Here is a 24,831-nt window from a genome sequence, read left to right on the forward strand (position 1 = left end):
CGAAATAATCGTCACTTCTGACAATCTCAGTTTATTTTAGCGTACTACCTTAAATTGTTTTGCTTTGCATATTGCGCATTTTGTGTCGCGCAAGGCCAAATTGCCTCTTTTGTTAAGTATGAGGAAAGGCGCTCCCAGCAGGCTGAAGGAGCCGGAGGGGGTCCGGCACCGGTTGAGGTGTGAAGGAGCGTGCAGATGAAACGGATCAAGCTGCAGATCGCAGTGCTGGCGGCGGTGCCAATGCTTGCGGTCGTCGGGTTTGCGGCCTTCAGCGTGTCGGAAAAAGCTGTCGAACTCTCCCATAACGCACATATGCAGCCCATGACCAGGATTGCGGAAGACGCAGGCAACCTGGTGCATGAATTGCAAAAAGAACGGGGCATGAGCGTCAGTCTGATCAAGTCCGGTTACAATCCGGACGTTCAGGCAAAACTGATGGCGCAGCGGCCGAAGTCTGATGCGGCCCTCAAACTCTTTGATGACCATCTGGCGAGCCTTGATCTGAACGATGAAGCCTTGCTGAGCGATCTTCAGAACGTGGCCAAGGCGGTTCACCAGACCGCCAGCTTCCGGAAGGCAATTGATGCACGGACTTTTGCCGTCGCCGACGTTCTGAAATCCTACACTCACGAAGTGCACGAACTGATCCACGTGATCGGCCTGACCACGGAAGCCAGCCCGTCCCGGGAGATCACAGCCGAGCTCCTACCCTATCTGACCATTGTGGAAGCCATGGAATCCGGCGGGCTCGAGCGCGCCAATGGGGCTGCGCTGCTTAATGAATTCAATGGAACCGGCACGGTCAATCTGGCGACGTTTAAGAAGGTGATCACCCATTATGGGGGGGAGGCAGCCTTCCTGAAGGAATTTACGTCTGTCGCCACTGCCGACCAGAAAGCTATGTTCAAGAGCATGGTCAAGGGCGCAGATGTGGACCAGGCTCTGGCCTGGCGCAAGCTTATTCACGCGCTTCCTGAAACGGGAGACGCCGGAGGGATTCAGGGCAGCGACTGGTTCGCAATCGCCACCAAGCGCCTGAACCTGATGAAGCAGTTCTCAGACAAGCTGATCCACCGGGCAGAAGCGGCCGCCGATGCGGATGCAAACCGCTTGCGGACCGAAATTTTCTGGCTTTCGGCGATTGCCATCGGTCTGACACTGATTGGTGTTGCCGTTGTGGCCACTCAGGTGCTTGCCATCACCCGGACCCTGAGCCGGCAGCGTGACGCGATCACGGCGCTTGCAGAAGGTGATCTGAGGGTGAGCGTGGCCGATACGGACCGTCCGGATGAAATTGGCGATATAGCGCGTGCTGCCGAAGTCTTCCGTACCAAACTGGCGTATCAGAAAGAGCTGGAAGAGGAAGCGGAATCCGGGCGGGCCCTCCGCCGTCAGCGCCGGGCCCAGTTGGAAAACGCCATCAATCATTTCGAAACCTCGGTTTCCACGATCCAGGAGCAGTTGAACGCGGAAGCCGAAGATGTCCGTGCCAATGCGGTTGATCTGGTCAAGATCGCTCTGCATGCGGATGAAAGCGCCCAGGCGGCCAGTTCCGCCACCGAGGAAGCGACCACCAACGTGCAGATGGTCGCCTCGGCTGCAGCGGAGCTGTCGGCTTCTATCGGTGAAATTTCCCGTCAGGCCAGTTCGGCGACTGAGATCTCCGCAGTGGCAGCCGACACGGCCATGGCTGCTGACAGGGATGTGTCCATTCTGGCGGAAACTGCTGACAAGATCGGTGAAGTCGTCGAGATGATCCGGGCGATTGCCGAACAGACCAATCTGTTGGCGCTAAACGCTACCATTGAAGCCGCGCGGGCAGGGGAGGCCGGAAAGGGCTTTGCTGTCGTGGCGGCGGAGGTCAAGGAACTCTCGAACCAGACCGCCAAGGCAACGGACGAGATCTCCAGCCAGATTTCTGAGGTTCAGAGCTCGACGCAGAAATCGGTCACTGCGATCCGCTCAATCGTGGAGCGCATCGACGAGGTCCGCTCCGTCAGCGACACGATTTCCGTGTCGGTCGATGAGCAGAACGCGGCGACCGGGGAAATCACCCAGTCCATCACTTTTGCCTCCGACGGTGCGACAGCGGCGGCCACCAATGTGGCGGGTGTCTCCGGCTCCATTGACCAGACGCGCCAGAGATTGGAGGTCTTGAGCAACTCGGCCGGTCAGCTTAGCCAGGTGGCGATCAACCTCTCAGAAGCAGTCAACACCTTCCTGGAGGAAGTGCGCGATGATGAGGCGGCCTAGGGGCCGCGCTCTTCTCCTTTGACGGATGGTTCTGGCGCGGTCTGTCAAAAGTCCGTGTCAGCGTGAAGATGCCGATGGGCAACACACTGTTGCTCCAGCTCGGCAAGGCACTTGTGCCAACCTCCTGAAGTCCCCAGTTCCTGTCATACCAACCTCACCAGATAAGCCCCTGTTCGGCCGTGACATGAGAGCGTTTGGCAAGGCGCGTGTCACAGGGCGATGCGGGGCACGCGTCCAGGACGCGCGACACGGCGGAACGCTCTCATGCCGTGGCCTTCAGTGCTTTGTCAGGCCCGCAGGGCCGTGTCAGGCCGCTTGCTCATCATCTGTTCGATGCTTGCCCGCCACCGGTAGAGTGTTTTGGCGAAGTGCCTGAGAATGTCGCGCCGGTTGGATTTGTAAGAGCCCGATTCAGAATTCTATGTTAACGGACAATAGGTTACGAGTCTGCGGCATCGTCTGAACGATGCGAGTGTGCGTTCCACGGCCTATCGGCGGAGTAGGACATGGAAGCCTTTGGCGGTATCGGAGCGTTTGACGATATGAACGGTCCATTCACCGGAATCCGCCAATGCTGAACGGAGCTTATCGCCTGCGTAGCCGCCATCGGCGAAGACATGACGCAAAAGCCCGATTTAAAAGTAGTTGAGTGATATCAATGTGTTGTGATTCAGCCGTCTTTGTCTAGAAGATGAAGGACCGACTGCCCTGGGATGATATCACTCAACTATTATTAAGTTGGGCCCTAAAGAAAGGATACGGGAATGTGGAAGCTCACTCTTGCCGGTTTGGTGCTTGCAGCATGCACTTCGTCAACCCTGGCGAAGGCGGAAAATCTTCTGGCGCCGAAAGTTTACGTGGAGCGTGGCCTTGCCGCAGCAGAGGATTTCCCAGGATTTGCGTCCCTTTGCGATCTGGCCACGCGTATTCGGAACGTGAATATGCCACGCAAGAGTACCACCGGAAAGGGCGGCCGAAATTTGCGGTCCGGCGGCGGCGAGCGGAGGGGCCAACGCGGCAACCGCACTGTTCCGGAGCCGCTGCCGCCGTTGCAGGTGTTCGACAATCTCTATTTCCTGGGAACGCCTGGCGTCTCGGCCTGGCTCTACGGCACAGAGGACGGCTATATCCTTATTGACGGGCTGAACAACGATGAAGAGGCTGAAACATATATCCTTGGCGGGATGAAGACGCTGGGGTTGAACCCATCTGCGATCAAACATGTGCTGGTTACCCATGGGCATGGGGATCATTACGGCGGCGCGGACTTCATTGCAGAAACGCTTGGCATTGACGTTATGATGTCCGCGGCCGACTGGGAGCTCGTTGCGACGCTCGGAACTCACCCCCGGTTCGGCCCACCGCCGAAGCGGGGGACCACCGTGGCGGACGGACAGGTCCTTGAGTTCGGGACCTCCAGGCTCACCGTTCATCTGTCGCCCGGACATACGCCTGGAACGATTTCTCCGATTTTCGAGCTACGGGATCATGGGGTTCTTCATGTTGCCATGCTTTGGGGCGGAACCGGTTTCAACTTCGGCGCTGATGTGGACACTTTCCTGACCTACGCTGCTTCGGCGCGAAAGATGAGGGCGGCATCGGAAGCTGCGGGTGTGGATGTCTTTCTCTCCAATCATCCGGCCCGGGATGACTCGGCAGGGCTGATGGCTGCGGTTGAGCAGCGCGTCGCAGGAGAGCCCCACCCGTTTGTGCGGGGAGAGGACGGCTATCCGCTATTCACCGTGCTTGAACAATGCGCCCTTGCACAAGCGGCCCGGTTTTCCGTCGGAGCGAACTAGGGTTATGCGTGTATCGGGGTAAAACGGGATTGAGGTCTTGCGAACTTTCTAATACCTGACTATTCGGCTCCACAAACATATCGAGGCAGGTGCGTTTCCGGTGCGATACCCAGATATCCATAGTGCAAGTGTCGTATAGTCAAGGAACATTTATGAGCACCAAGTCCCTATTTGCCCTGGTGGTTTTCGTCACGTCCAGTGTTACCGGCCTTCCTCTCAACGCTTCCGCGCAGGATGAGGATGGCTTGACCATGCTGGACATCATCGTTGTGACCGCTGCCGGCGTCGGAGTCGATCCGCTGACTGCGCCTGCCAGCGTCTCGGTTGTGACTGCGGAGCAACTGGAAAAGGCTGGTGTCGTCGATCTCACTGATGCCTTGCGCACTGTGCCGGGTGTTTCAGTTGCCGGCGCGGCGGATGGCGAGAACATCTATATACGCGGACTGCCGTCTGAATACACGCTCATCCTGATCGATGGAAAACGGATCAGCACCAGCCAGTCCCGCACGAATGCAGGCGGCGGAGTGGACCAGTATTACATGCCGCCGGTCTCGGCCATCGACAGGATCGAGGTCGTGCGCGGCCCGATGTCATCTCTCTACGGATCGGATGCCATGGGTGGGGTGATCAATATCATCACGAAGCCGGTGAGTGACCGTTGGTCCGGTTCGTTCACTGTGGAGGCACGCATACCCCAGAGGTCCGAGGACTATTCCGAACGACAGGTGTCTTTTTTCGCCAACGGTCCGGTTTTTGCCGACAAGCTTGGAGTGCAGGTTTGGGGGCGCAAGCTCTATCGGGAAGCCTCGGAGCGAGACGGAGGTCCGACCGAACGCAACCTCGATGACGTTCATGGACGTCTGGTCTGGACCCCATTGGTTGACCAGAAGATCTCGGCGGAAGCAGGCTGGACGCATATCGATACAGATCCGCGGCTGAACAAGCGTCTGACCGGGGCCTTCGGCTACGAAGGTGTGATTCAGGACTGGGATGTTGCAGCCGGTATCAGCCATGAACATGCCGGGCGCGACACCACCGGTTCAACGCGTGAACCGCGTATCGACAATACCGTCCTCGATGCGAAGGCATCCCGGGAATTCGACATGCTCGGTCTGCACAGATCCACATTTGGCGGCCAATTCACGCGCTCGACGCTCAAAGACGTCAATCCGGGCGTCAGTTCGACCGAACACGACCGGTTCTCGAACAATCAATGGGCGCTGTTTACGGAGGACAACTGGGAAGTCCTTCCGGACGTTACCCTCACTCTAGGCGGCCGCTATACCGAGGACGAGCGCTTTGGCAGCAAGATGACGCAGCGCGCCTACATTGTATGGGAGTTCCACCGCGACTTTTTCCTGACGGGCGGTGTGTCGACCGGGTACCGCACACCGGAATTGCGCCAGTCGGTGGAAGGCTACTATTTGACCACAAATCGCGGCCGCGCGGTAATTGCCGGTACATCGGATCTCGAGCCGGAGGAGAGCACTAGCTACGAAGCCGGTTTGCGCTTTGAAAACGATCGCACCCGTTTCTCGCTCACTGGGTTTTACACCGACTTCAGCAACAAGATCGACAGCCGTGATACTGGCAGCACCATCACCCTGGACGGCACGACCTATGAGCTTTACGAGTACTACAATGTCGGCAAGGCGAGAGTGCAGGGCATCGAGCTGTCGGCAGGGAATTTTATCCTGCCGGATCTTGAAGTGAGCGGCAGCTATACCTTTACCCATTCCGAGCGCCGCTCCGGCGACCTGCAGGGCGAACCGCTTGCCCGCACGCCAAAGCACCAGGCGAGCCTGCGGCTGGACTGGACGACCCCGCTCGAGGGGCTGGACCTGTGGAGCAGCGTCCAATACCAGGGCGACAGCGTCAGTGTATCGAGCACGAGCCGCGGCTCGACAGCAACCGAATATGATGGGTACACGACGCTTGATATCGGGGCGAACTACCGCCTCAATGAGCACGTGGCCCTGAAAGGTGCAGTCTATAATCTCAGCGATGTGGCGATCAACGAGGATGACTATGGCACGGTGGAAAGCGGCCGGACGTTCTGGCTGGGGATGACTGCCGAGTTCTGAAGGGCGCGCGGGGCCTCTGTCTGCAATGCCGGAACCCTGGCTTTTTGAGGCGGTGTTGCAGGTCTCAATCTGTCAGAAAACCCGCTTTTCGGCACCAGCCTTGCCGTTCTTGCCTTTTGCGAGTCTCACCAAACAAGACCCTATTGGGCCGTGGCATGAGCGCGTTTAGCAAGGCGCGTGTCACAGGGCGATGCGGGGCACCGTCCAGGACGCGCGACACGGCGGAACGCTCTCATGCCGTGGCCTTTGGTGCTTTGTCAGGCCCGCCGGGCCGTGTCTGGCCGCTTGCCCGGCCAGCCAGACCGGCTTGCGCTCCTTTTCTTGCTAGCGAACCTGAGAACCCCGTCCACTAGGGTCATCTTTGGCGCGGTGGGCAAAAAGGGGCGCGGGGTTCAAGGAGGCGCCGGCCTTCACATCTGTGTGTGGTGCTGTCTGCCTGGCCGCCCTTGGGGAAGAAAGGCACGTTCATCCCGGTTTGAGACGTCTTGTCCCCACCATTTGCCTGTGCGCGCTCTCGCCACAGCCGGTTTGTTGCTATATTGTTCTCCTGATTTAAAGTTACGTTACTGGACTTTCACGCCATGGCAGACCCGGACGGGTATGATGATCCCTTTGACGATCCCTTCCAGCCTGTGGGCACCCGGCGGGACCCGGCGCTTGCGCCTGCGCGCCCGGAAGGTGGGATCGCAGCCCGGGCCATGGCAGCCCGGCGCGCGCCGGACTATCTGACCGGCCTTAATCCGGAACAGCGCCTGGCGGTGGAGACGACCGAAGGCCCGGTCCTGGTTCTGGCCGGGGCAGGCACCGGCAAGACCCGGGTTCTGACCACACGCATTGCACATATTCTTGCCAGCGGGCTTGCGTGGCCCTCCGGCATTCTTGCCGTTACCTTCACCAACAAGGCGGCGCGGGAGATGAAGGAACGGATTGCGGGCTTTGTCGGCGGCAATGTGGAGGGCATGGCCTGGCTTGGCACGTTCCACTCCATCTGTGTCAAAATTCTGCGCAAACATGCCGAACTGGTTGGCCTCAAATCCAGTTTTTCCATTCTGGACACGGATGACCAGATTCGTTTGCTCAAGCAGATCATCCAGGCGGAAGGGCTCGACGACAAGCGCTGGACCGCAAAGACCTTTGCCGGGATTCTGGACGGCTGGAAGAACCGGGCCCTGACGCCCGATCAGGTGCCCGAGGGCGAAGCGCGGGCCTTTGGCAATGGCAAGGGGCGACGGCTTTATCAGGAATATCAGGAGCGCCTGTCGATCCTGAATGCGGCCGATTTCGGCGATCTGCTGCTCCATGTGATCACTCTGTTCAAGTCCCGCCCTGATGTTCTGGCCGACTATCAGAGCCGCTTCCGCTACATGCTGGTGGATGAGTATCAGGACACCAATATTGCGCAGTATCTGTGGCTGCGGCTTTTGGCCCAGGGCAATCCGAATGTCTGCTGTGTGGGCGATGACGACCAGTCGATTTATGGTTGGCGCGGGGCGGAAGTCGACAACATCCTGCGCTTTGAGCACGACTTCAAAGGCGCAACTGTCATCCGTCTGGAGCGGAACTACCGCTCCACCAGTCATATTCTGGCCGCGGCTTCTCATTTGATTTCCTTCAATGAGGGCCGCTTGGGCAAAACGCTGTTCACGGATTTTGAAGAGCCTGATCACGATCTTGTCTCCGTTGCCTCCGTTTGGGACTCCGAAGAGGAGGCCCGTATGATCGGCGATGAGATCGAGGCGCAGCAGACCCATGGTCATACGCTCAATGAGATGGCGGTGCTTGTGCGCGCGTCGTTCCAGATGCGCGAATTTGAAGAGCGTTTCATCACGCTCGGGCTGAATTACCGGGTGATTGGCGGACCGCGCTTTTATGAACGGATGGAGATCCGGGATGCGCTGGCCTATTTCAGATGTGTCTGCCAGCCGGCCGATGATCTGGCCTTTGAGCGGATTGTGAACACGCCGAAACGGGGCCTGGGGGATGCCACGCTGAAACTGGTTCATGGTCTGGCCCGGGCGGAGCGTATTCCCCTCATGCAGGCGGCCCAGCAGCTGGTTGATACGGAAGAACTGAAGCCGAAACCACGGAATTCACTGAAAACGGTTCTGGACAATTTTTCCCGCTGGCGGCGCCAGCTGGAGCAACTCAAACACACCGAGCTCGCCGAAATCATTCTGGATGAAAGCGGCTATACGGAAATGTGGCGGCTGGACCGGTCCGCAGAAGCGCCGGGCCGTCTGGACAACCTGAAGGAACTGATCCGCTCCATGGAGGACTTTGAATCCATGGCCGGTTTCCTGGAGCACATCGCCCTGGTGATGGACCGGGACAGCGCGGATGCCAGCGATGCAGTGTCGATCATGACCCTTCATTCGGCCAAGGGGCTGGAATTTGACACGGTGTTTCTGCCTGGCTGGGAAGAGGGGCTGTTCCCCCATCAAAGATCGCTGGATGAAAGCGGCCGGGCCGGGTTGGAGGAGGAGCGCAGGCTTGCCTATGTGGGCATCACCCGGGCCAAGAAACGGGCCAAGCTCTATTTTGCCTCCAACAGGCGTATTCATGGCCTGTGGCAATCAACAGTGCCGTCCAGATTTCTGGATGAATTGCCGCCCGATCACGTGGAAATCGCCGAGCCCTCTTCGAATTACGGGGGGTATGGCGGCGGCGGCTACGGGCCGTCGCGCTTTGACAGCAATGATCCGTTTGAACGAGGCAGCTATTCAACGCCGGGCTGGCAACGGGCACAGCGGGCCCGTCAGTCATCCGGCGGGTTTTCTGAAAGCGGGCAGGGCTACCAGTCCGCCCGCATGAAACGCCAGGGACCACTCACCATCGAAGGGGAACTGGTGGCCAAGTCGGTTAGCGAAACCCCGTCAGAATTTGCGCTTGGCGAGCGGGTGTTCCACATCAAGTTCGGCTATGGCTCGGTCACATCGATTGAAGGCAACAAGCTGACCGTTGATTTTGAAAAAGCCGGGGTCAAGAAGGTGATCGACAGCTTTGTTGAGCGGCACTGACGGTCTGCGCGGCCTGATCATCTGCCCTGCCTGTTCGTCTGGCCTGTCTGAAATGCTGCTTGTCTGAAGGCCGCCCTTCGGGCCGGGTGCTTTATACCTACCGCACCAAATAAGACCCCTTTGGATGGGTTTTCAGGTTTGCCGGTAAGGAATGGGGCCCAGGTTGGCCTTGGGTAGCCGGGCAAGCGGCGTGACAACGCCCGGCGGGTTTGAAAAAACCACCGAAGGCCACGACATGAGAGCGTTCCACTGTGTCGCGTGTCTTGGACGATGTCCGGCATCGCCCCGTGATACGCTCTTTGCACATCGCTTTCGTGTCACGCTCAAATTGAGCAGGCTTATTGCCCGATACTCTTGCATCCGAAGTATAAGGCGCAGATCGTCTGACCCGGCCTTGACGGGCAATCAGCCAGGTGTTCGCAAAAGGGTCAGACCAGAAAATCCGCAAAAACGGAATCGGTTGAGGACGATGCCGTGCTTCCGGAATTGTCGTAGCCCGAGCTGTTCTTGAGCTGTTCCAAAAGCGCGCTCATCAGGTCTTCTGTCGTCAGTTCGCTGCTCGTGCTGGAGGAGGTGCTTGTTGTGGTGTCCTCATCGCTGCTGGAGTCGGTCTCCGTGCTCGAAGAGGCGTCTGCGGGTGGTGGCGGCGGAGGCGGCGGAGCAAGTTCACCGCTTTCAAATAGTGCGCTCAGCTCATCTGCCTGATCTTCCGTAAGGGTGCCTGCCTCGACCTGCTCCGAAAGCATGCTTTCGAAATTGGACTGCATTTCGTCTTCCGACGGCGGTCCCGAATTTTCGTCCGATTCTCCGGCCGCCATCCGCGCTTCATGCATGGAGTCCAGTGCGGCGAGCATGGCATCGGAATCTTCCGAAGTGATCTCACCGGATTCAACCTGTTCCTCAAGCGTGCTTACAATCTGGTCCCGCGGGGAGGATCCGGTGGCCGGAGTCACCGGCATCGAGCCAATTGACATCATGAGATTTGCTCCTGAAATGGGTCTCTGCAACTGTCTTGAAATCAGGAATGCGCCCTGTAGGTTAATAGCGTGTTAACCTGTGAGGAGTGGTGATTTCGCTTCGTTTCCATTCAGGAATTTAGAAGTACACAGAAACGATCCATGTAAATTTCTTGATGAAATTTTCCCAAGATCTCGGATAAGGTCCGCCCATGCTTAGACCCTCCCATATTCTTGTCGTCGAAGACGATCCTGAGATCGGGATGCTGATCAAGCGGCATCTCGTCTCGAATGACTTCAAGGTTACCATTGCGTGCGATGCGTCCGAAATGGACCGGCTTCTCGCGAGTAACCGGGTCGACCTTATTGTGCTGGATCTGATGTTGCCCGGGGAGGATGGCATCAGCATCTGCCGCCGCCTGCGGGCGAACAGCCCGGTGCCGATTATCATCGTGTCTGCGAAAAACGAGGATATCGACCGGGTGGTCGGACTGGAAGTTGGCGCGGATGACTATCTGCCGAAACCCTTCAACCCCCGGGAGCTGATTGCGCGGGTGCGGGCCCTGTTCCGCCGGGTGGAACTGGCGGGCAATGTGGCGCCCGTATCTGGCGGCAAACTGTGTTTCGAGGGCTGGGAAATGGACTGCCGGGCCCGAACCCTTCTCAACACCCAATACGCTCTGATTTCCCTGACGCCGGCTGAATTCAACCTGCTTCAGGTTCTGGCTGAGCGCAGTGGCCGGGTGCTGAGCCGGGACCAGCTGATTGAGCTGACCATGGGCCAGATCGGGGCGTCCAACGGCCGCAACATCGACATTCTGATCAGCCGGTTGCGCTCAAAACTGGAGGCGGGCGGGGCTCTCTATCAGTTCATTCGGACCGTGCGCTCCGGCGGATACGAGTTTGTTGCGCCTGTTCACCGTGATGGCCACGAAAGGGCGCATGCTTAGGCGTTTTTGGCCAGACACCATGTTGCGCCAGGTTATGGTACTCATGGTTCTTGCCGGTATCATCATGATGATCTCGAGCGCCGTCGCCATGCATTTCGTTCGGCTTGCGCTCGAAAATAATCTGTCGGTGATGAACAGTCACCTGGTCAGCATTGCGGTGACCAAGCTCAATGAGACGCCTGCAGACCAGCGGGCGGCTGTTTTGGAAGAACTGCGCAAGGAAGATCCGTTTCTCAAGATCAGCTTTGTTGACGAATCCGATTTGAAAAAGGCTGTTGATGAGAAAGGTCCCCGGGAAACCGGCCCGTTCCGCTTGGGGGATACGTTGCTGGGCATGCGGGTCGAGCATATCCAATTCTACCGGGAACTGGGCAATTGGGCTCCACCGGAACTCTATATCCGGCTGAGGGATGGCAACCTTATTCTGACACAATGGGGCTTTCGCGGCCCACCGCCACCCGTCTTCGGCATTTCCTTTTATCTCTTCACCGGATTTCTTGTACTTTCTGTCATTGCGTTGATGGTCTGGGCGGCCCGCTCTGTCGCAGCACCGATTGCAGATCTGGCCAGTTCGGCGTCGAAATTCGGGGAAACCTCAACAGACCCGGTTCTGGTCAAGGAAAAGGGGCCAAAGGAAGTGCGTATTGCGGCGCAGGCCTTTAACCGCATGCAATTGCGCATTCACGAGTTTCTGGAACGGCGCACCCGCACGCTGGCTGCCATAAGTCATGATCTGCGAACACCTCTGACACGGCTGCGTTTGCGCCTTGATCTTTTGGAAGACGGTGACATTCGCGACCGCAGCCTGGAAGACCTGAAAGTCATGGACCGGCAAATCACGGCCGCCCTGACCTTCTTGAGGGATGGGGGCAGCTCCGAACCGGTCTTGCGGATCGATGTGCCCAGCTTGCTGCAGTCCCTGGTGGATCAGTACCAGGATCTGGGATTTTCCATTGAACTGCGCTGTCGGGGCCGGTTCTCCGTGCGGGCGCGCAAGGGGGAGTTTGAGCGGGCCCTCTCCAATCTGATCGAGAATGCCAATCAATATGCAAATGGGGTGGAAATCGAGGCGGCGGCCGGAAACGGGCGGATCCGTATCGATGTCATCGACCATGGACCGGGCATTCCGGCGCCGGACCGCAGCCGGTTGCTGGAACCCTTTGAACGTGGGGATGATGCGCGGCAGATCCGCAAGGACACCGGGTTCGGACTGGGGCTGGCCACGACAAAGGCCATTGTGGAAGCAGCAGGTGGTACGCTGTTGCTTCTGGAAACCCCCGGGGGCGGCCTGACCGTGCGCCTGGCCTTTCCGGTCGCCTCCAAGTCGGCAGAGAAGGGTATCTTTTCCGGGAGCGGAGCCCTATAGCTCCTGTCCCTTCGGCTTGATGAGCAGGAACCTCTCCTTCAGATAGGGGTGAATGCTGACGGCGCGGCGGAGCGTATCTTGTGCCAGTTTTGCCCGTCCCTGGGCCATGAAAATCATGGCCTTGCCGGACAGAGCGCCGAAATGCCGGGGTTCAAGCTCCAGAACCTTGTCAATATCGGCCAGACTGTCCTCATAATTTCCTTGCAGAAACAAAACAAACGCCCGCTGGTTCCAGCCTTCCGCATAGCCGGGCGCCTCGCGTGTGATGGCATCAAGAAGGTCCTTGGCACCGGCAAAGTCATACTGGCTGCGCAGAGTCATGGCGGCCTCCAGCCGTGTCTTGAGTTCCGGTGCCGGGGCCGCGTCAATCCAGGTGGCCCAGATCTGCCTTTCAATTGCACGGGCTGTCGTTTCATTGGGCGCGTTTTTCAAGGCCGTGAACAAATCCTCTTCAACGGCAGAGGCTGAGGCTGCAGTGGTGTTTGGGGCCGCGATCAGGCTCACCGCGCCAACGCAAACGCAAAGACAGAACGCGAGTGCCCCGGCAAGTGCAAAACCGGTCTGCGACAAAGGGGGCCTTGCCCCCCTTGTCCGGGCTTCTCCCCGGTTCTGGCCATTCAGCATTGGCGTGCGCTCCCCCTTGTCTGCTCCCTGACCTTTGATCAGAAATGGCGCAGCGGCAGGGTTTGGCCAGTGGTATTGCCAACCTCACTTGCTAAAGACCAAGCGGACCGGCTTTGGAGGTCTCCGGTGGCGTTTTCCAACCTGCCGCGCGGCGCTGCGCTGGTGGAACGGCCCAGCATGCCATCCTGTGCACCGGGCCTTGTCTGCAAACTGGAAAAAGCGATCAGACAGGTTTCTATCAATAGAGATTGGTATTATACCGCTCGCTCTGAACCGACATAGTCAAGGCGGGCACGGGCATGAAGACCATCCGGGTGCGAATCGTAGCCGAAGAACTGGAAGCAAAACGGATCGCGGATATTCTGGAACGGGCCTTCGAAGAGGACGGCAACCCGATTTCCATTTTCGAGTTGGTGGAAGACGGCTCGTTGTGGTCTGCGGAAATTCTGCTGTTCGGCATGGAGCCGGAAGACGCGGCCGCCCTTGTGCGCGACCGGACCGGAACGGATGCCTTTGCAGCGCCGCTGGAGGCGGAAGAATTGCCCGATCTCAACTGGGTGGAGAAAAGCCTTGAAGGTCTGAAACCGGTTCGGGCTGGCCGGTTTCTGGTTCATGGCAAGCATGACCGGGGCAAGGTGCCGCCCGGAGCCATCGGCCTTGAAATCGAGGCGGCACTTGCCTTTGGAACCGGACACCATGGCACCACGGCGGGCTGCCTTGAGGAAATCGACCGTTTGTTATCTTTACGCGAATATGCCAGCATCCTGGATCTGGGCACGGGCACCGGCGTCCTGGCCATTGCCGCTGCCCTGAAGGCCCGGCAGCCGGTTCTGGCAACCGATATCGACCCGGTGGCAACCCGCACGGCGCTGGACAATGCCCGGCTCAATGGTGCAGGGCATCTTGTGCGTGGTTTTACGGCCAACGGGGTGGAGGACCGCCGCTTTTCGCTCTACGGGCCATTTGATCTTGTGATTGCCAATATTCTTGCCCGGCCGCTGATGAAAATGGCCCGGTCCATCGGTGAGAACATGTCCGGGACTGCGACGCTGGTTCTGTCCGGCCTGCGGGTGGAAGATGGCCCGCGCATCCTTTTTGCGTATCGCTGCCAGGGATTTGTGCTGGACCGGCGGCGCGAGAAAAACGGCTGGCTGACGCTGACCCTCGTCAGGGGCCGCTCTTGGGCATGATCCGCCCGCAGGTGCTTCTCTCTTCCGGTACGGGCCTGACGGCGCGGGTCGAATCCGCGGGCGGCTGTGCTGCAAAGCAGTGCGCTGCAACGAGAAAGGCCCACCGAAAATATCGGTAGGCCTTTTTGCGTGCACAGTACGTTGGTCGCGCCTGAGCCCCTTAGAAAGGGTTGGTGACTGCGCCTTCCCGTTCCAGCTGGTCACGGTCATAGCCGTGCGCTGCGAGAGTCGCGTCATCAAGTGACAGAAGATATCCGTTCACATACCGGCGGGCCTGCTGAGAGCGGGCTTCAATCATGCGGTCAAAAGCGCGGCGCACAAAGCCGTTGCCCGTGCGAGTCGAAGTGGTCGTAGCGATGGTCATAATGGTTAGTCCCATTTGAAGGTTAAGAGCTTCCCTAGGGAGAAACATCTTTGTTTTTGTTGATTTATATATGCAGGGTTTCTAGGGCCTTAGGTAGGGGGGCAGCTGCATGTCAGCTCTGCATATTTCGCATATGCGAAAAGAATGCTGCATTGCAAAATGTGACTCTGGCTATCCTGCACAGGCAACGCGGCCGCAGTGAGAATCTGGCTTGATCCGGGCTCTTGAGCAAATTACCGTGCCGCCCATGTTCCAATCCTTCGATGATCTCAGTGATCCCTCCTGCGGGGCGCCGCATGCAGCGCTTCTCAGGGCCGAACTTTCCCGCCGCGGTCTCGACGGCTTCCTGATCCCGCGTGCGGATGCCCATCAGGGGGAATATGTGCCGCCCCATGATTGCCGCCTGCAATGGCTGACCGGCTTTACCGGATCGGCAGGGGCCGCTGCCGTGTTGGGGGACAAGGCCGCAGTCTTTGTAGACGGGCGCTACACGATCCAGGTGCGCGAACAGGTGGACATGGAGGTGTTTCCCGCCCGGCACCTGGTCAAGGAGCCGCTGACCGAGTGGCTGGAGACCCACCTGAAACCGGGGCAGAAGCTTGGGGCGGATGCGATGCTGCACACCGTGCGCGAGGTGCGGCAGCTGCGCAAGATCTGTGCGGAGGCCGGTGCGGAACTGGTGCTGCTTGAAGAGAATCCCGTGGACAGTGTCTGGGAGCATCAGCCCGAACCGCCGCTTGGGGATGTCGTTCTTTATCCCGAGGCGCTTGCCGGACAGCCGGCGGCCGCCAAGATTGCAGAAATTCAGTCTGTTCTGGCAGACAAAAAGGCGGATGCCTGTGTACTGACCCAGCCCGATTCCATTGCCTGGCTCTTGAATATCCGCGGTTCTGATGTCACCCACACGCCGCTGCCCCTATCCTTTGCGACGGTTCCGGCGGCGGGTAAACCATCGCTTTATATAGACGGCCGGAAACTCTCCAATTCCGTGCGCGATGCCTTGAGCGGGCTGGCCGATCTGGCTGAACCGGGAGAGTTTATGTCCGGGCTGAAATCCCTTGGCGCGGCGGGACAGAGTGTGATGATCGATCCGACGCTGGCCGGGATCGGCATTGCCGACGCCATCACGAAGGCCGGTGGCACGCTGGTGGAGGCGCAGGACCCGGTTCTGCTGCCCAAAGCGGTCAAGAATGAAACAGAGCTGAAAGGCGCGCGGGACGCCCATCTCAGGGATGCGGCCGCTTATGTGCGCTTCCTGTGCTGGTTCGATGAGGAAGCGCCCAAAGGCGGCCTGGACGAGATTGCGGTGGCGGAAAAGCTGGAAGACTTCCGGCGGGAAACCGGGCTGCTAAAGGATATTTCCTTCGATACCATTTCCGGGGCGGGCCCCAATGGGGCTATCTGCCACTACCGGGTCAGCCGGTCCAGCAACCTGCCGGTGCCGGCCGGCAAGCCGTTCCTGATCGATTCCGGCGGCCAGTATGAAGACGGAACCACCGACATCACCCGCACGCTGGCGGTCGGTACCATGAGCGCACAGATGAAGCGCAATTTCACGCTCGTCCTGAAAGGCCATATCGCCATCTCCACGGCGAAGTTTCCCGAAGGCACCACCGGCGCCCAACTGGACACGCTGGCCCGGATCGATCTTTGGAAGGCCGGGCTTGATTTCGACCATGGCACGGGACATGGGGTTGGCGCCTATCTGGGCGTCCATGAAGGGCCGCAGCGCATTGCCAAGACCGGCACGGTGCCGCTCAAATCCGGCATGATCCTGTCCAACGAGCCGGGTTATTATCCGGCCGGGGACTACGGCATCCGGATCGAGAATCTTGAAATCGTTACCGAAGCGCGGGAGATCGCCGGTGGAGAGCGCCCGATGCTCGGCTTTGAAACCATCACCCTGGTACCAATGGATCTGCGCCTGATCGAACCGGCTTTGCTGACAGAGGCCGAACGGGCGTGGTTGAACGCCTATCACGCGCGGGTGCGCGCGGAAGTCGGCCCGCTTGTTGGTGACAAGGAACGGATCTGGCTGGAACAGGCCACGAAGGAGATCTGAGCCCGGAGGTTACGGAATACACCGTCTGCCGCGTGGAGACATCGCCGTCTTCATGCGGTTTTCGTTTGTGGTGCTTCTGTTAGAGTATCCGTTATGACCAAGCTGCAATTTTGGTCCACTTCCGGTCTTGCCTGACATCAGAGATTTGCAACCGGATCAACGCGATAGTCACTTTAGTGATGTTCTTCCTTGGTCGCCTTGATCATGGCGGCGTTGAAGTAGCGCAGGCCGCGGACATGGCGGGCCACGCCGATAATCTGCGTGGCATCTCCCTTGCGCACCACGGGAAGACTGGCCTTGCCGCAGGAATCGAAGCTTTTCAGCGCGCTTTCCAGCGTGTCCGTGTCATGAAGATAGGGGCCGTCTTCCCCCGGATTGAACCGGCACTCTTCTTCGCTCTCCGGTGGCGGGTCCATGAAATCACGCACTTTCACCGTTTCGCTCAGGAACTGGTGCACGCCTTCATTGACAAAGCAGCCGCGCATGCCGAGCTGCCAGTGGAAATAGGATTTTCCATGCACGGCCTGGGTCAGGCCTGTTGCGATGGACACGGCCAGCAGCAGCGCAATGGACAGGGCATAGCCGCCGGTCAGCTCGAACACGATCACCGTTGTCGAAAAAGGGGCGCCAAGCACGGCGGCTGCCACCGCGCCCATGCCCAGGATCGCGTAAAGGCCGTGGCTGGACGCCATTTCCGGAAAAACGGAGGCGGCGATCAGGCCGAAGGTGCCGCCCGTCATCGCTCCGATATAGAGGGACGGCGAGAAGATCCCGCCGCCGAACCGGGAGGCGAGGGTGATGGAGGTGGCCGCCGTCTTCACCACCAGAAGCGTGACCATGGTCGTGATGGTCAGCTCGTGTTTCAGGGCCAGATCCGTTGCCTCATAGCCAACCCCCAAAATGGCGGGAAAGAAGATGCCGAGCGCGCCGACCGCCAGCCCGCCGATGACCGGCCGCAGCCAGAGCGGCATGGTGATGTTGCGTGCGGTCCAGTCCGTGCCGATCAGGGCAAACTGGAAAATGATGGCAACAGCCGCACAGGTCAGGCCGAGCAGGGCAAAAGCCGGAATCTCCAGATAGGAGGTGATTTCATACTGGGGGATCTCGAAGGCGGCGACATCGCCAAACCAGAGCCGGGAGAGCAGGGTGCCGCCGACGGAGGCCAGCACGATCGGCACAAAGGCGGAGACCGCATAGTGGCCGAGCACGACCTCATGGGCAAACAGCACCCCTGCAATCGGCGCATTAAAGGAGGCGGACACCCCGCTGGCAACCGCACAGGCCAGCAACATGCGGCGGGCGGGATCGGGCAATTGGAAAAACTGGCAAACCGCCGTGCCCAGTGTCGCGCCCAGATGCACGACGGGGCCTTCCCGGCCCGCACTGGCGCCGCCGCCCAGGGAAATCACGGTGACAAGCGCAGACCAGAGCCCTGCTTTCAAGGGTAGGCCGCGCCCGCCATAAGCGCGGGCCTCGATCACATCGGCAACTCCGCCCGCGCGCTGATAGGGGTGAAAACTGTGCAGGATCCAGCCGACGATCAGTCCGGCGGCGGCTGGGGCCAGCAGGATGACCCACCAGGGCTGCCGCGTGGCGGCCACGATGGTCAATTCCGTGGCGGTGCCGAGCCAGGGCAGTTGCACAAGGCCGATGGCGGTGCGGAACAGGATGGCCGCACAGGCAACCAGAAGGCCGACCACAATCGCGAGCAGCCACACAAGGGGCAGCTTACTGGCCCGGAACTGGCGGATATTCGGCGTGATCCAGCTGATCAGGATGTCGGGCAAATGACCGGCGGTTTCAATGATTTTGCGCATCAGTCGGGCCGGGTTGGGGACAGCGTTGAACCTCTGGAACAAATCGCGTTTGACTGAATTTGTCTTTCGCTGCCTTTCATCAGAGATTCCAGCACAAAAGACAAAACAGGTTCACTCCGGATGAACGCGACACGCTCCAATGTCCCATTTTGCCCGAGTCGGCGGGAAAGAACAGGTCTTCCAGGGGGCGAAACGGTCCAAATCACTGCAAAGTGTTGCTGTTTTCCCTGTTTAGCTGGGCTTTGAGGGGATTTGAATGCGCCGTCCGGCCCGCTCCGGCACTGACAGCCCGGAATGGGCTGTTTCTAGTGTCTTGAGATTGGCCAGGATATCCTGGGGCCACGGGGTCACCTTGCGGGCCGCCATGTCCACATGCAGGCTGAGCTGTTCGCAGGTCGCCGACAGCCAGCCCTCTTCTGCATGGCGTAGCTCCTGAAAGAAATGCGCCCGTTTTTCATCCAGCCCAATCAGTTGAAACGTGGCTACCACAGGCGTCCCGGCGGCCAGTTCCCGCACATAGCAGACATGGGCTTCTGCGGTGAAGAAGGAGGCGCTGCGGGCCTTCACATAGCTGGGGCCAAGACCGATCCGGTCAAACACCGCATCCACGGCCATGTCGAACAGGACGTTGTAATAGGCCATGTTCAAGTGGCCATTATAGTCGATCCATTCCTGCCGCAGGGTCATGACTTCGCTTGCCACCGGCGCGCTGTCCCATTCGCTCATCTTCCGCTTCCCCCTTTTGGATATTTTCGTGCAAAGCGCTGCCGGAAAAGCCGGATTTGGCTTTGACCTTTTTGTCTCCGGCTAACATATTCCTTTTTGAGATACGGAGCCATGATCAGGCTCCGGGAGGAAGGAACGCAGCCCGGCATGGCAAGTGAAGCGCAAGCAATGGGGACACCTGTCCCGAGTGAAATGATATCTGCTGTTATTGAAACTTTGAAAGAGCGGTTCGGGGAGCGCTGTGCCACGTCGCAGGCTCTGCGCGAACAGCATGGCCACACCACGACCTGGTTGACGAATCAGCCGCCTGATGCGGTTTTTTTTGCCGAGACCACGGACGAAGTTGCCGAAACCGTCAAAGTGTGCGCCGCGTCGAATGTGCCTGTGATCGCCTTTGGCACGGGCACGTCGCTGGAGGGGCATGTGAATGCCCCCAAAGGTGGAATTTGCATAGATCTCAGCCGGATGAATAAGATCCTAGAGGTCAATTCCGAGGATCTGGACTGCCGGGTCGAAGCGGGAGTGACCCGCAAGCAGCTCAACAGCTTCATCCGGGACACTGGCCTGTTTTTCCCGATTGATCCGGGCGCGGATGCGAGCCTGGGTGGCATGGCCGCCACCCGGGCCTCCGGCACCAATGCGGTCCGATACGGAACCATGAAGGATGCGGTTCTGGGGCTGACGGTGGTCACCGCCGACGGCCGGATCGTCAAGACAGGCGGGAGGGCACGCAAATCCTCGGCCGGATATGATCTGACCCGGCTGTTTGTCGGTTCAGAAGGCACGCTCGGGATCATCACCGAGCTGACTGTCCGCCTCCATGGCCAGCCGGAAGCCATTTCCGGAGGGGTCTGCCCGTTCCCGGATGTGCAATCGGCCTGTCAGGCGGTCATCATGACCATCCAGATGGGCCTGCCTGTGGCCCGGATCGAATTGCTGGACACGCTGCAGGTCAAGGCCTGCAATGCCTATTCGAAGCTGGATCTGGAGGAAACCCCGACGCTTTTTCTGGAGTTTCACGGGTCTGATGCCGGGGTTCAGGAGCAATCGGAGATGTTTTCGGCCATTGCTGAGGAACTCGGCGGGGGAAGCTTCAAATGGGCAACGGCCGCAGAGGAGCGCACAAAGCTTTGGAGCGCCCGCCATGATGCCTATTGGGCGGGCAAGGGCCTGAAGCCGGACGCGCAAATCGTGGCCACGGATGTGTGCGTGCCGATCTCGCGGCTGGCGGACTGTGTCAGCGAGACCGCCGCCGATATCGAGCGGGAAGGCCTGCTGGCGCCAATTGTCGGCCATGTGGGCGATGGAAATTTCCATGTGCAGATCCTGGTGGACCTGGAAGACCCGGCGCAGCGCCGGAAAGCGGAGAGCTTTACCGAACGTCTGGCCCTGCGGGCCATCGGGATGGAGGGCACCTGTACTGGTGAGCACGGGATCGGCCAGGGCAAGCAGAAATACATGCGCCGGGAACATGGCGATGCGCTGGATCTCATGGTAGCCGTCAAGCAGGCTATTGACCCGCAGAATTTGATGAATCCGGGCAAGATCCTGCCGCAGTCATGATATTGTATCGAATCAGATCAATAAGCTCGTAGAGCGTGTGGAAACTCCCGTCTTCGGGACGGGGGTTTGGCGCGGTCCTCGAGGCTGTTTCGAAGAGCTGATGTGTTGGGCCCGGGGGCAAGACCGGTGATGTTGGAGAACCAAGGAGATACGGCCTGAACTCCGTTTATATCACAGTGGGACTGACGGTCGTTCTGGTGCTGGTGGCAGCGCTGGTCGGGCCGTTTTTTGTCGACTGGACGGTCTACCGTTCCACATTTGAACGATACGCGGAACGCGCGCTTGGCCACAAAGTGACCGTGTTGGGGGAGGCGGATCTGCGTCTGTTGCCAGCCCCGTCCATCAGCTTTTCCGACGTTCGGGTGGGCGAAGCGGAAGATCCGCTTCTTGTTGTCTCCCGGTTCAAGGTGCGGATCGAGCTGCCGCCGCTCCTAAAAGGTGAGATTCATGTCACAGACATGGAGCTGGACCGGCCCCATCTGTCGCTGGCTCTGGATGAGGACGGACGGCTTGACTGGCTGACGGCGCGCACGGCCGATGGCGCGCTTGCCAATCTGCCGCCGGAAGACGTTGCCTTTGACAAGGTGACCATCCATGATGGCGCTCTGACCGTGGTCGATGCCCGCTCCGGCGAAACCCATCATATTGACAATGGCAACCTGTCAGTCAGCGCCCGGTCGCTGGCAGGGCCCTTCAAGGCGGCGGGCAGCCTGACCATTGACAACACCCCCTACAGCCTTTCGGTGGCTACCGGCCGCGCCCAGCAGGGCCAGGGCCTGAGGGTCAAGGGGGAGCTGACGCCGACCGACTGGGCCGTCAATTTCGCCTTTGACGGCATGTTGAGCCAGGCCGATGCAGCCCCGTCCTTTGATGGGCAGTTCAACATTGCCTCGATCCCGCTGGATGACGAGGATACGAACATCTGGTCCTCCGAAGGTCATTTCACGGCGGACAGCGCCGAAGTGGCGGTGCCTGATTTTGTCTTCCGCTATGGTCCGGGCGACAAGCGCCTCAGCCTGACCGGCAGCGCGGATCTGATCTATGCGGGCGACAAGCATTTCGACATCCGGGCGAAGTCGAAACAGGTGGATCTGGACCGTCTGCTGGGCGGCGGGCCGAAGGCGCCGGTTGCCATCGAAGCGGCTGGAAGCCAGTTGGTGGCGGCCTTGAAAGCAGTGCCGCTGCCGCCGGTGGACGGCACGGTGTCCCTGGATGTTCCCGCCCTTGTGGCCGGCGGAGGCATCATTCAGAATGTGCGGCTTGATCTGGAAACCATGCTGGGCGGCTGGCGGGTGGCGCGCCTGTCCGGGCGGCTTCCCGGCCGCACGACGGTTGCAACCCAGGGGGATCTGGGGCTGGCGCCAAGCGTGAGCTACCGCGGGGCGCTGTCCGTGAAATCCGACCAGCCGGGTTCCTTTTTCGGCTGGTGGCGGCAAAAAGACACCGGCGCTTCGGCTATGGAGCCGGTCGTGCTGGAAGGCCGGCTGGATCTGCGCCCAGATGGGGCCGCACTGGAAAATCTCCGTCTTAGCCTTGCCGGATCAGACGCCCGGGGCGGGTTGGCCTATAGCCACCCGCAAAGCGGCAATGGCACGTTCTCTCTGGACCTGGATGCGGACCGGCTCAATCTGGATGCGGTTGAAAAGCTGGCGGCCCTGATCCGCCCCAAAGCGGCGGACGAGAAGGCGGCCCAGGCTCACAAGGATCTGAACGTCTCCCTCCGGCTACGGGCCAGCGAGGTTTCTGCCCGCGGCGTCGACGGCAAGGGGCTGACCCTGGAAGCCGAATATGCCGATGGCGGTGTGCGGATCGACCGGCTTTTTGCCGCCGATCTGGCCGGAGCGCGGATTGATGTCAATGGTGAGATCCGCGATCTGTTCTCCGCACCGGAAGGGGCGGTGTCCGGAGCCCTTGAGGCCAGTGATCTTTCAGGCCTTGTGGCCCTGACCGGGAGCCTGTTTCCCGGCTCCGTCTTTGCCGAACGCTTTGAAAAAGCTGCCCCAAGCCTCGTTCCGGCCAATTTCAACGGAGAATTGAGAGCCTCCTCCCTCGGGGATGGCACGGACATGTCCCTGCGGCTTGACGGGGTCGCAGGCGGGGCGGATGCGTCGATCAATGCCGGGCTGAAAGGCCGTGTTGATGCCTGGCAGCAGTCGGATATTGACGTCTCCGTCGGCTTGAAAGGCCCGGATGGGCCAAGGCTGCTGCAGCAGCTGGGCCTGGATGTTCTGCCAGTCGATAGCGGCGGCGGGGGGCGTCTTTATGCGATTGTCTCCGGGGTTCCGGCCAATGGCCTTTCTGTTGAACTCTCCGGCACGTTTGGGGCAACCGAGTTGACGGCCAATGGCAGTCTTGTGCTGCAAAAGACGGCAGAGCCGGAATTCAGTGCCACTGTCTCCGCCAAGACGGAGGATCTCGGGCCTCTGGCTCTGATGGCCGGCAAGATCCTGCCCGTCATGAGCGGCACCCTTCCGGCTAACCTGACCTTTGACCTGAAGGGCAAGGGCAGCGAACTGGAAATTGACAATCTTGCAGGCACTGTGGGCACGACGGACTTTAAAGGTGGTCTCGAGGGGGATCTGGAACCGGCGCCAGGGGAGCAGAACCGGCGCTTCAGCGGCACGCTTAACACCAGCCGTGTGGATTTGCGCGATCTGAGCGAAATGGTCCTGGGGCCGGATCAGTGGTTTTCCGCTGGTGATGGTAGCAGTATCTGGCCGACAGCTTCTTTTGGGGCCCCGCTTCTGGACGGGATCAACCTGACACTTCAGGTGTCCGCCGACCGGCTGTTTCTGGAAGATGATTTGGAGATTGCCACTCCCAAGGCCGAGCTGCGCCTGTCGCCGACCCTCATGCGACTGGACGGCCTGTCGGGCACATTTGCGGGCGGCCGGCTGGCAGCAAGCCTTTCCCTGCAACGCTCGGGGGCCGAGGCCGCCCTCTCCGGGCGGGTGAAACTGGACGGGGCCGATCTGCGCCAGCTGGTCTGGCGCCCGGCTGGCCGGGCGGTTGCCTCAGGGGGACTTGATCTCTTCCTGGAATTTGACAGCATGGGCCGGTCAATCTCTGCCCTTGTTGCGGGCCTGAATGGGGGCGGCACTTTCTCTATGGCAGACGGCGCGTTCCAGGGTCTCAACCCGCAGGCTTTTTCCCAGGTGACGCGGGCGGCCGATGCGGGGCTTGAACTTGAAGACGCCAAGATCCGTAGCGTGTTTGAAAATCACATGGCGGCTGGCAGCCTGCCGTTCAACCGGGTGGACGGAACGTTGTCTCTGGCGGGCGGTCAGTTGAGCGCGCGCAATGTGGTGGTGGATTCCGCCCGGGCGGAGATTTTCGGGTCCGGGGAGCTGGATCTGCGGACCCTGGATCTGGATGCGGATTTTTCTGTCAAAATCGATCCGGGCGAGGATGCGGTGACCGGTGCCGATCCACAGGTAGGCTTGCTGTTCAAAGGACCGCTTGAGCAGCCGGAACGGTCCGTCGACATTTCCCCATTCACGGCCTACCTGACCCTTCGGGCGTTTGAGCAGGAAGTCGAGCGGGTCGAGACGTTGCAGGCGGAGATCTTGGAACGGGACCGGTTTTTCCGCGAATTGAAGCATCAACGGGAAGCCAGGGTCCGGCGCGATCAGGCGGTGGTCCGGGCGGCTGAAGAGGACCGGCTGCGCCAGGAGCAGCTTGAAGCTGGAGACGGCCCGGCGGCGGCCCCTGCAGACCAGAAAAACGGGCCTGCGCCCGCCGGAGCTGCTGGCAATGGCGATCAGGCCGCTGTGCAGCCCTTGACCGAAAAGATCCGGGCGCTGCTTGCCAATGACACTGACCCGCAAACCACGCAATCCGTGCCACCGCCTTCAACCGGCGCGGGGGCAGCTGGCAGTTTGCCGCCACTTGATCCGCCCATCACCATTGAAGGCCTGATCACCCGTGATGTGGGCGGGGCCTTGGGTCTGCCGGGGGTTCGGTAACCTTCCCTCGGGCTCTTGCCTGGGAGGACGTATCTGGCTCCCATTGTCGGCACCCTGAGGGGTGTGTACCTTACCGATAGACCTTGCTGAACGCT

General features: G+C 59.9%; 15 protein-coding genes and 1 pseudogene. 10 read left to right on the forward strand and 6 right to left on the reverse strand.

The genetic code is table 11. From position 1 onward, the window contains the following. Positions 1–195: 195 nt before the first annotated feature. Entirely contained in the window at positions 196–2,253 is a 2,058-nt protein-coding gene (locus ACXAIC_RS00360) for a methyl-accepting chemotaxis protein (protein ID WP_475172364.1), read from the forward strand. Positions 2,254–2,744: 491 nt separating this feature from the next. On the opposite strand, the pseudogene ACXAIC_RS00365 reads toward ACXAIC_RS00360, so the two are convergent. Continuing rightward, positions 2,745–2,879, reverse strand: a pseudogene (locus ACXAIC_RS00365) (IS5/IS1182 family transposase); the annotation flags it as partial. A 138-nt stretch (positions 2,880–3,017) separates the two neighbouring features. On the opposite strand from ACXAIC_RS00365, the gene ACXAIC_RS00370 reads away from it, so the two are divergent. The 3 genes from ACXAIC_RS00370 (at position 3,018) to ACXAIC_RS00380 (ending at position 9,153) form a co-directional block, all read left to right on the forward strand. Continuing rightward, positions 3,018–4,052 (forward strand): MBL fold metallo-hydrolase, encoded by a 1,035-nt coding sequence (locus ACXAIC_RS00370; protein ID WP_475172366.1) that lies wholly within the window; start codon positions 3,018–3,020, stop codon positions 4,050–4,052. A gap of 152 nt (positions 4,053–4,204) precedes the next feature. Next, on the forward strand, positions 4,205–6,136 hold the full coding sequence (locus tag ACXAIC_RS00375; protein WP_475172369.1) for a TonB-dependent receptor domain-containing protein: 1,932 nt from the start codon (positions 4,205–4,207) through the stop codon (positions 6,134–6,136). Positions 6,137–6,717: 581 nt separating this feature from the next. Further along, the gene (locus tag ACXAIC_RS00380; RefSeq protein WP_475172371.1) at positions 6,718–9,153 is read left to right on the forward strand and encodes a UvrD-helicase domain-containing protein; all 2,436 of its coding nucleotides are present in this window, start codon (positions 6,718–6,720) and stop codon (positions 9,151–9,153) included. A gap of 428 nt (positions 9,154–9,581) precedes the next feature. Here the strand turns inward: ACXAIC_RS00380 and ACXAIC_RS00385 are convergent, their stop codons facing one another. After that, positions 9,582–10,130, reverse strand: coding sequence for a hypothetical protein (locus ACXAIC_RS00385; RefSeq protein ID WP_475172373.1), 549 nt, complete (start codon positions 10,128–10,130; stop codon positions 9,582–9,584). Positions 10,131–10,321: 191 nt separating this feature from the next. Here ACXAIC_RS00385 and ACXAIC_RS00390 point away from each other — a divergent pair, with 191 nt between their 5' ends. Both ACXAIC_RS00390 and ACXAIC_RS00395 read left to right on the forward strand, forming a co-directional pair. Next, positions 10,322–11,059: a response regulator gene (locus ACXAIC_RS00390; protein ID WP_475172375.1), complete on the forward strand. Its 738-nt coding sequence runs from the start codon at positions 10,322–10,324 to the stop codon at positions 11,057–11,059. A gap of 19 nt (positions 11,060–11,078) precedes the next feature. Beyond that, complete coding sequence (locus tag ACXAIC_RS00395) at positions 11,079–12,425, forward strand: HAMP domain-containing sensor histidine kinase (protein ID WP_475172378.1); 1,347 nt, start codon at positions 11,079–11,081, stop codon at positions 12,423–12,425. Here the strand turns inward: ACXAIC_RS00395 and ACXAIC_RS00400 are convergent. Continuing rightward, positions 12,420–13,049: a tetratricopeptide repeat protein gene (locus tag ACXAIC_RS00400; protein ID WP_475172380.1), complete on the reverse strand. Its 630-nt coding sequence runs from the start codon at positions 13,047–13,049 to the stop codon at positions 12,420–12,422. The genes ACXAIC_RS00395 and ACXAIC_RS00400 overlap by 6 nt on opposite strands. A gap of 299 nt (positions 13,050–13,348) precedes the next feature. Between ACXAIC_RS00400 and ACXAIC_RS00405 the strand changes: the two genes are divergently transcribed. Next, positions 13,349–14,239 carry a 50S ribosomal protein L11 methyltransferase gene (locus ACXAIC_RS00405; RefSeq protein WP_475172381.1) on the forward strand — a complete coding sequence of 297 codons (891 nt, stop codon included), beginning with the start codon at positions 13,349–13,351 and terminating at the stop codon, positions 14,237–14,239. 160 nt (positions 14,240–14,399) lie between these two features. Here the strand turns inward: ACXAIC_RS00405 and ACXAIC_RS00410 are convergent, their stop codons facing one another. Continuing rightward, positions 14,400–14,603, reverse strand: a complete 204-nt coding sequence (locus ACXAIC_RS00410; protein ID WP_475172384.1) for a hypothetical protein — start codon at positions 14,601–14,603, stop codon at positions 14,400–14,402. A 247-nt stretch (positions 14,604–14,850) separates the two neighbouring features. On the opposite strand from ACXAIC_RS00410, the gene ACXAIC_RS00415 reads away from it, so the two are divergent. Next, complete coding sequence (locus ACXAIC_RS00415) at positions 14,851–16,665, forward strand: aminopeptidase P family protein (protein WP_475172999.1); 1,815 nt, start codon at positions 14,851–14,853, stop codon at positions 16,663–16,665. Between the two features lie 173 nt (positions 16,666–16,838). On the opposite strand, the gene ACXAIC_RS00420 is transcribed toward ACXAIC_RS00415, so the two are convergent. Then, complete coding sequence (locus tag ACXAIC_RS00420) at positions 16,839–18,482, reverse strand: chloride channel protein (protein WP_475172386.1); 1,644 nt, start codon at positions 18,480–18,482, stop codon at positions 16,839–16,841. A 231-nt stretch (positions 18,483–18,713) separates the two neighbouring features. Continuing rightward, positions 18,714–19,208 (reverse strand): thioesterase family protein, encoded by a 495-nt coding sequence (locus ACXAIC_RS00425; protein WP_475172388.1) that lies wholly within the window; start codon positions 19,206–19,208, stop codon positions 18,714–18,716. Positions 19,209–19,376: 168 nt separating this feature from the next. On the opposite strand from ACXAIC_RS00425, the gene ACXAIC_RS00430 reads away from it, so the two are divergent. Together ACXAIC_RS00430 and ACXAIC_RS00435 are read left to right on the forward strand one after the other, a co-directional pair. Then, the gene (locus tag ACXAIC_RS00430) at positions 19,377–20,771 is read left to right on the forward strand and encodes an FAD-binding oxidoreductase (protein WP_475172389.1); all 1,395 of its coding nucleotides are present in this window, start codon (positions 19,377–19,379) and stop codon (positions 20,769–20,771) included. A gap of 176 nt (positions 20,772–20,947) precedes the next feature. Beyond that, positions 20,948–24,736 carry an AsmA family protein gene (locus ACXAIC_RS00435; RefSeq protein WP_475172392.1) on the forward strand — a complete coding sequence of 1,263 codons (3,789 nt, stop codon included), beginning with the start codon at positions 20,948–20,950 and terminating at the stop codon, positions 24,734–24,736. Positions 24,737–24,831 lie beyond the last annotated feature (95 nt).

The organism is Roseibium sp. AWQ4_254 (genome assembly GCF_056161025.1).

What these genes read in the sequence shown, in the direction of transcription:
- ACXAIC_RS00425 (WP_475172388.1), bottom strand. Translation starts at nt 19,208, where the DNA reads ATGAGCGAATGGGACAGCGCGCCGGTGGCAAGCGAAGTCATGACCCTG.
- ACXAIC_RS00390 (WP_475172375.1), top strand. Translation starts at nt 10,322, where the DNA reads ATGCTTAGACCCTCCCATATTCTTGTCGTCGAAGACGATCCTGAGATC.
- ACXAIC_RS00370 (WP_475172366.1), top strand. Translation starts at nt 3,018, where the DNA reads ATGTGGAAGCTCACTCTTGCCGGTTTGGTGCTTGCAGCATGCACTTCG.
- ACXAIC_RS00415 (WP_475172999.1), top strand. Translation starts at nt 14,851, where the DNA reads ATGTTCCAATCCTTCGATGATCTCAGTGATCCCTCCTGCGGGGCGCCG.
- ACXAIC_RS00385 (WP_475172373.1), bottom strand. Translation starts at nt 10,130, where the DNA reads ATGATGTCAATTGGCTCGATGCCGGTGACTCCGGCCACCGGATCCTCC.
- ACXAIC_RS00405 (WP_475172381.1), top strand. Translation starts at nt 13,349, where the DNA reads ATGAAGACCATCCGGGTGCGAATCGTAGCCGAAGAACTGGAAGCAAAA.
- ACXAIC_RS00375 (WP_475172369.1), top strand. Translation starts at nt 4,205, where the DNA reads ATGAGCACCAAGTCCCTATTTGCCCTGGTGGTTTTCGTCACGTCCAGT.
- ACXAIC_RS00430 (WP_475172389.1), top strand. Translation starts at nt 19,377, where the DNA reads ATGGGGACACCTGTCCCGAGTGAAATGATATCTGCTGTTATTGAAACT.
- ACXAIC_RS00360 (WP_475172364.1), top strand. Translation starts at nt 196, where the DNA reads ATGAAACGGATCAAGCTGCAGATCGCAGTGCTGGCGGCGGTGCCAATG.
- ACXAIC_RS00400 (WP_475172380.1), bottom strand. Translation starts at nt 13,049, where the DNA reads ATGCTGAATGGCCAGAACCGGGGAGAAGCCCGGACAAGGGGGGCAAGG.
- ACXAIC_RS00395 (WP_475172378.1), top strand. Translation starts at nt 11,079, where the DNA reads ATGTTGCGCCAGGTTATGGTACTCATGGTTCTTGCCGGTATCATCATG.
- ACXAIC_RS00420 (WP_475172386.1), bottom strand. Translation starts at nt 18,482, where the DNA reads ATGCGCAAAATCATTGAAACCGCCGGTCATTTGCCCGACATCCTGATC.
- ACXAIC_RS00380 (WP_475172371.1), top strand. Translation starts at nt 6,718, where the DNA reads ATGGCAGACCCGGACGGGTATGATGATCCCTTTGACGATCCCTTCCAG.
- ACXAIC_RS00410 (WP_475172384.1), bottom strand. Translation starts at nt 14,603, where the DNA reads ATGACCATCGCTACGACCACTTCGACTCGCACGGGCAACGGCTTTGTG.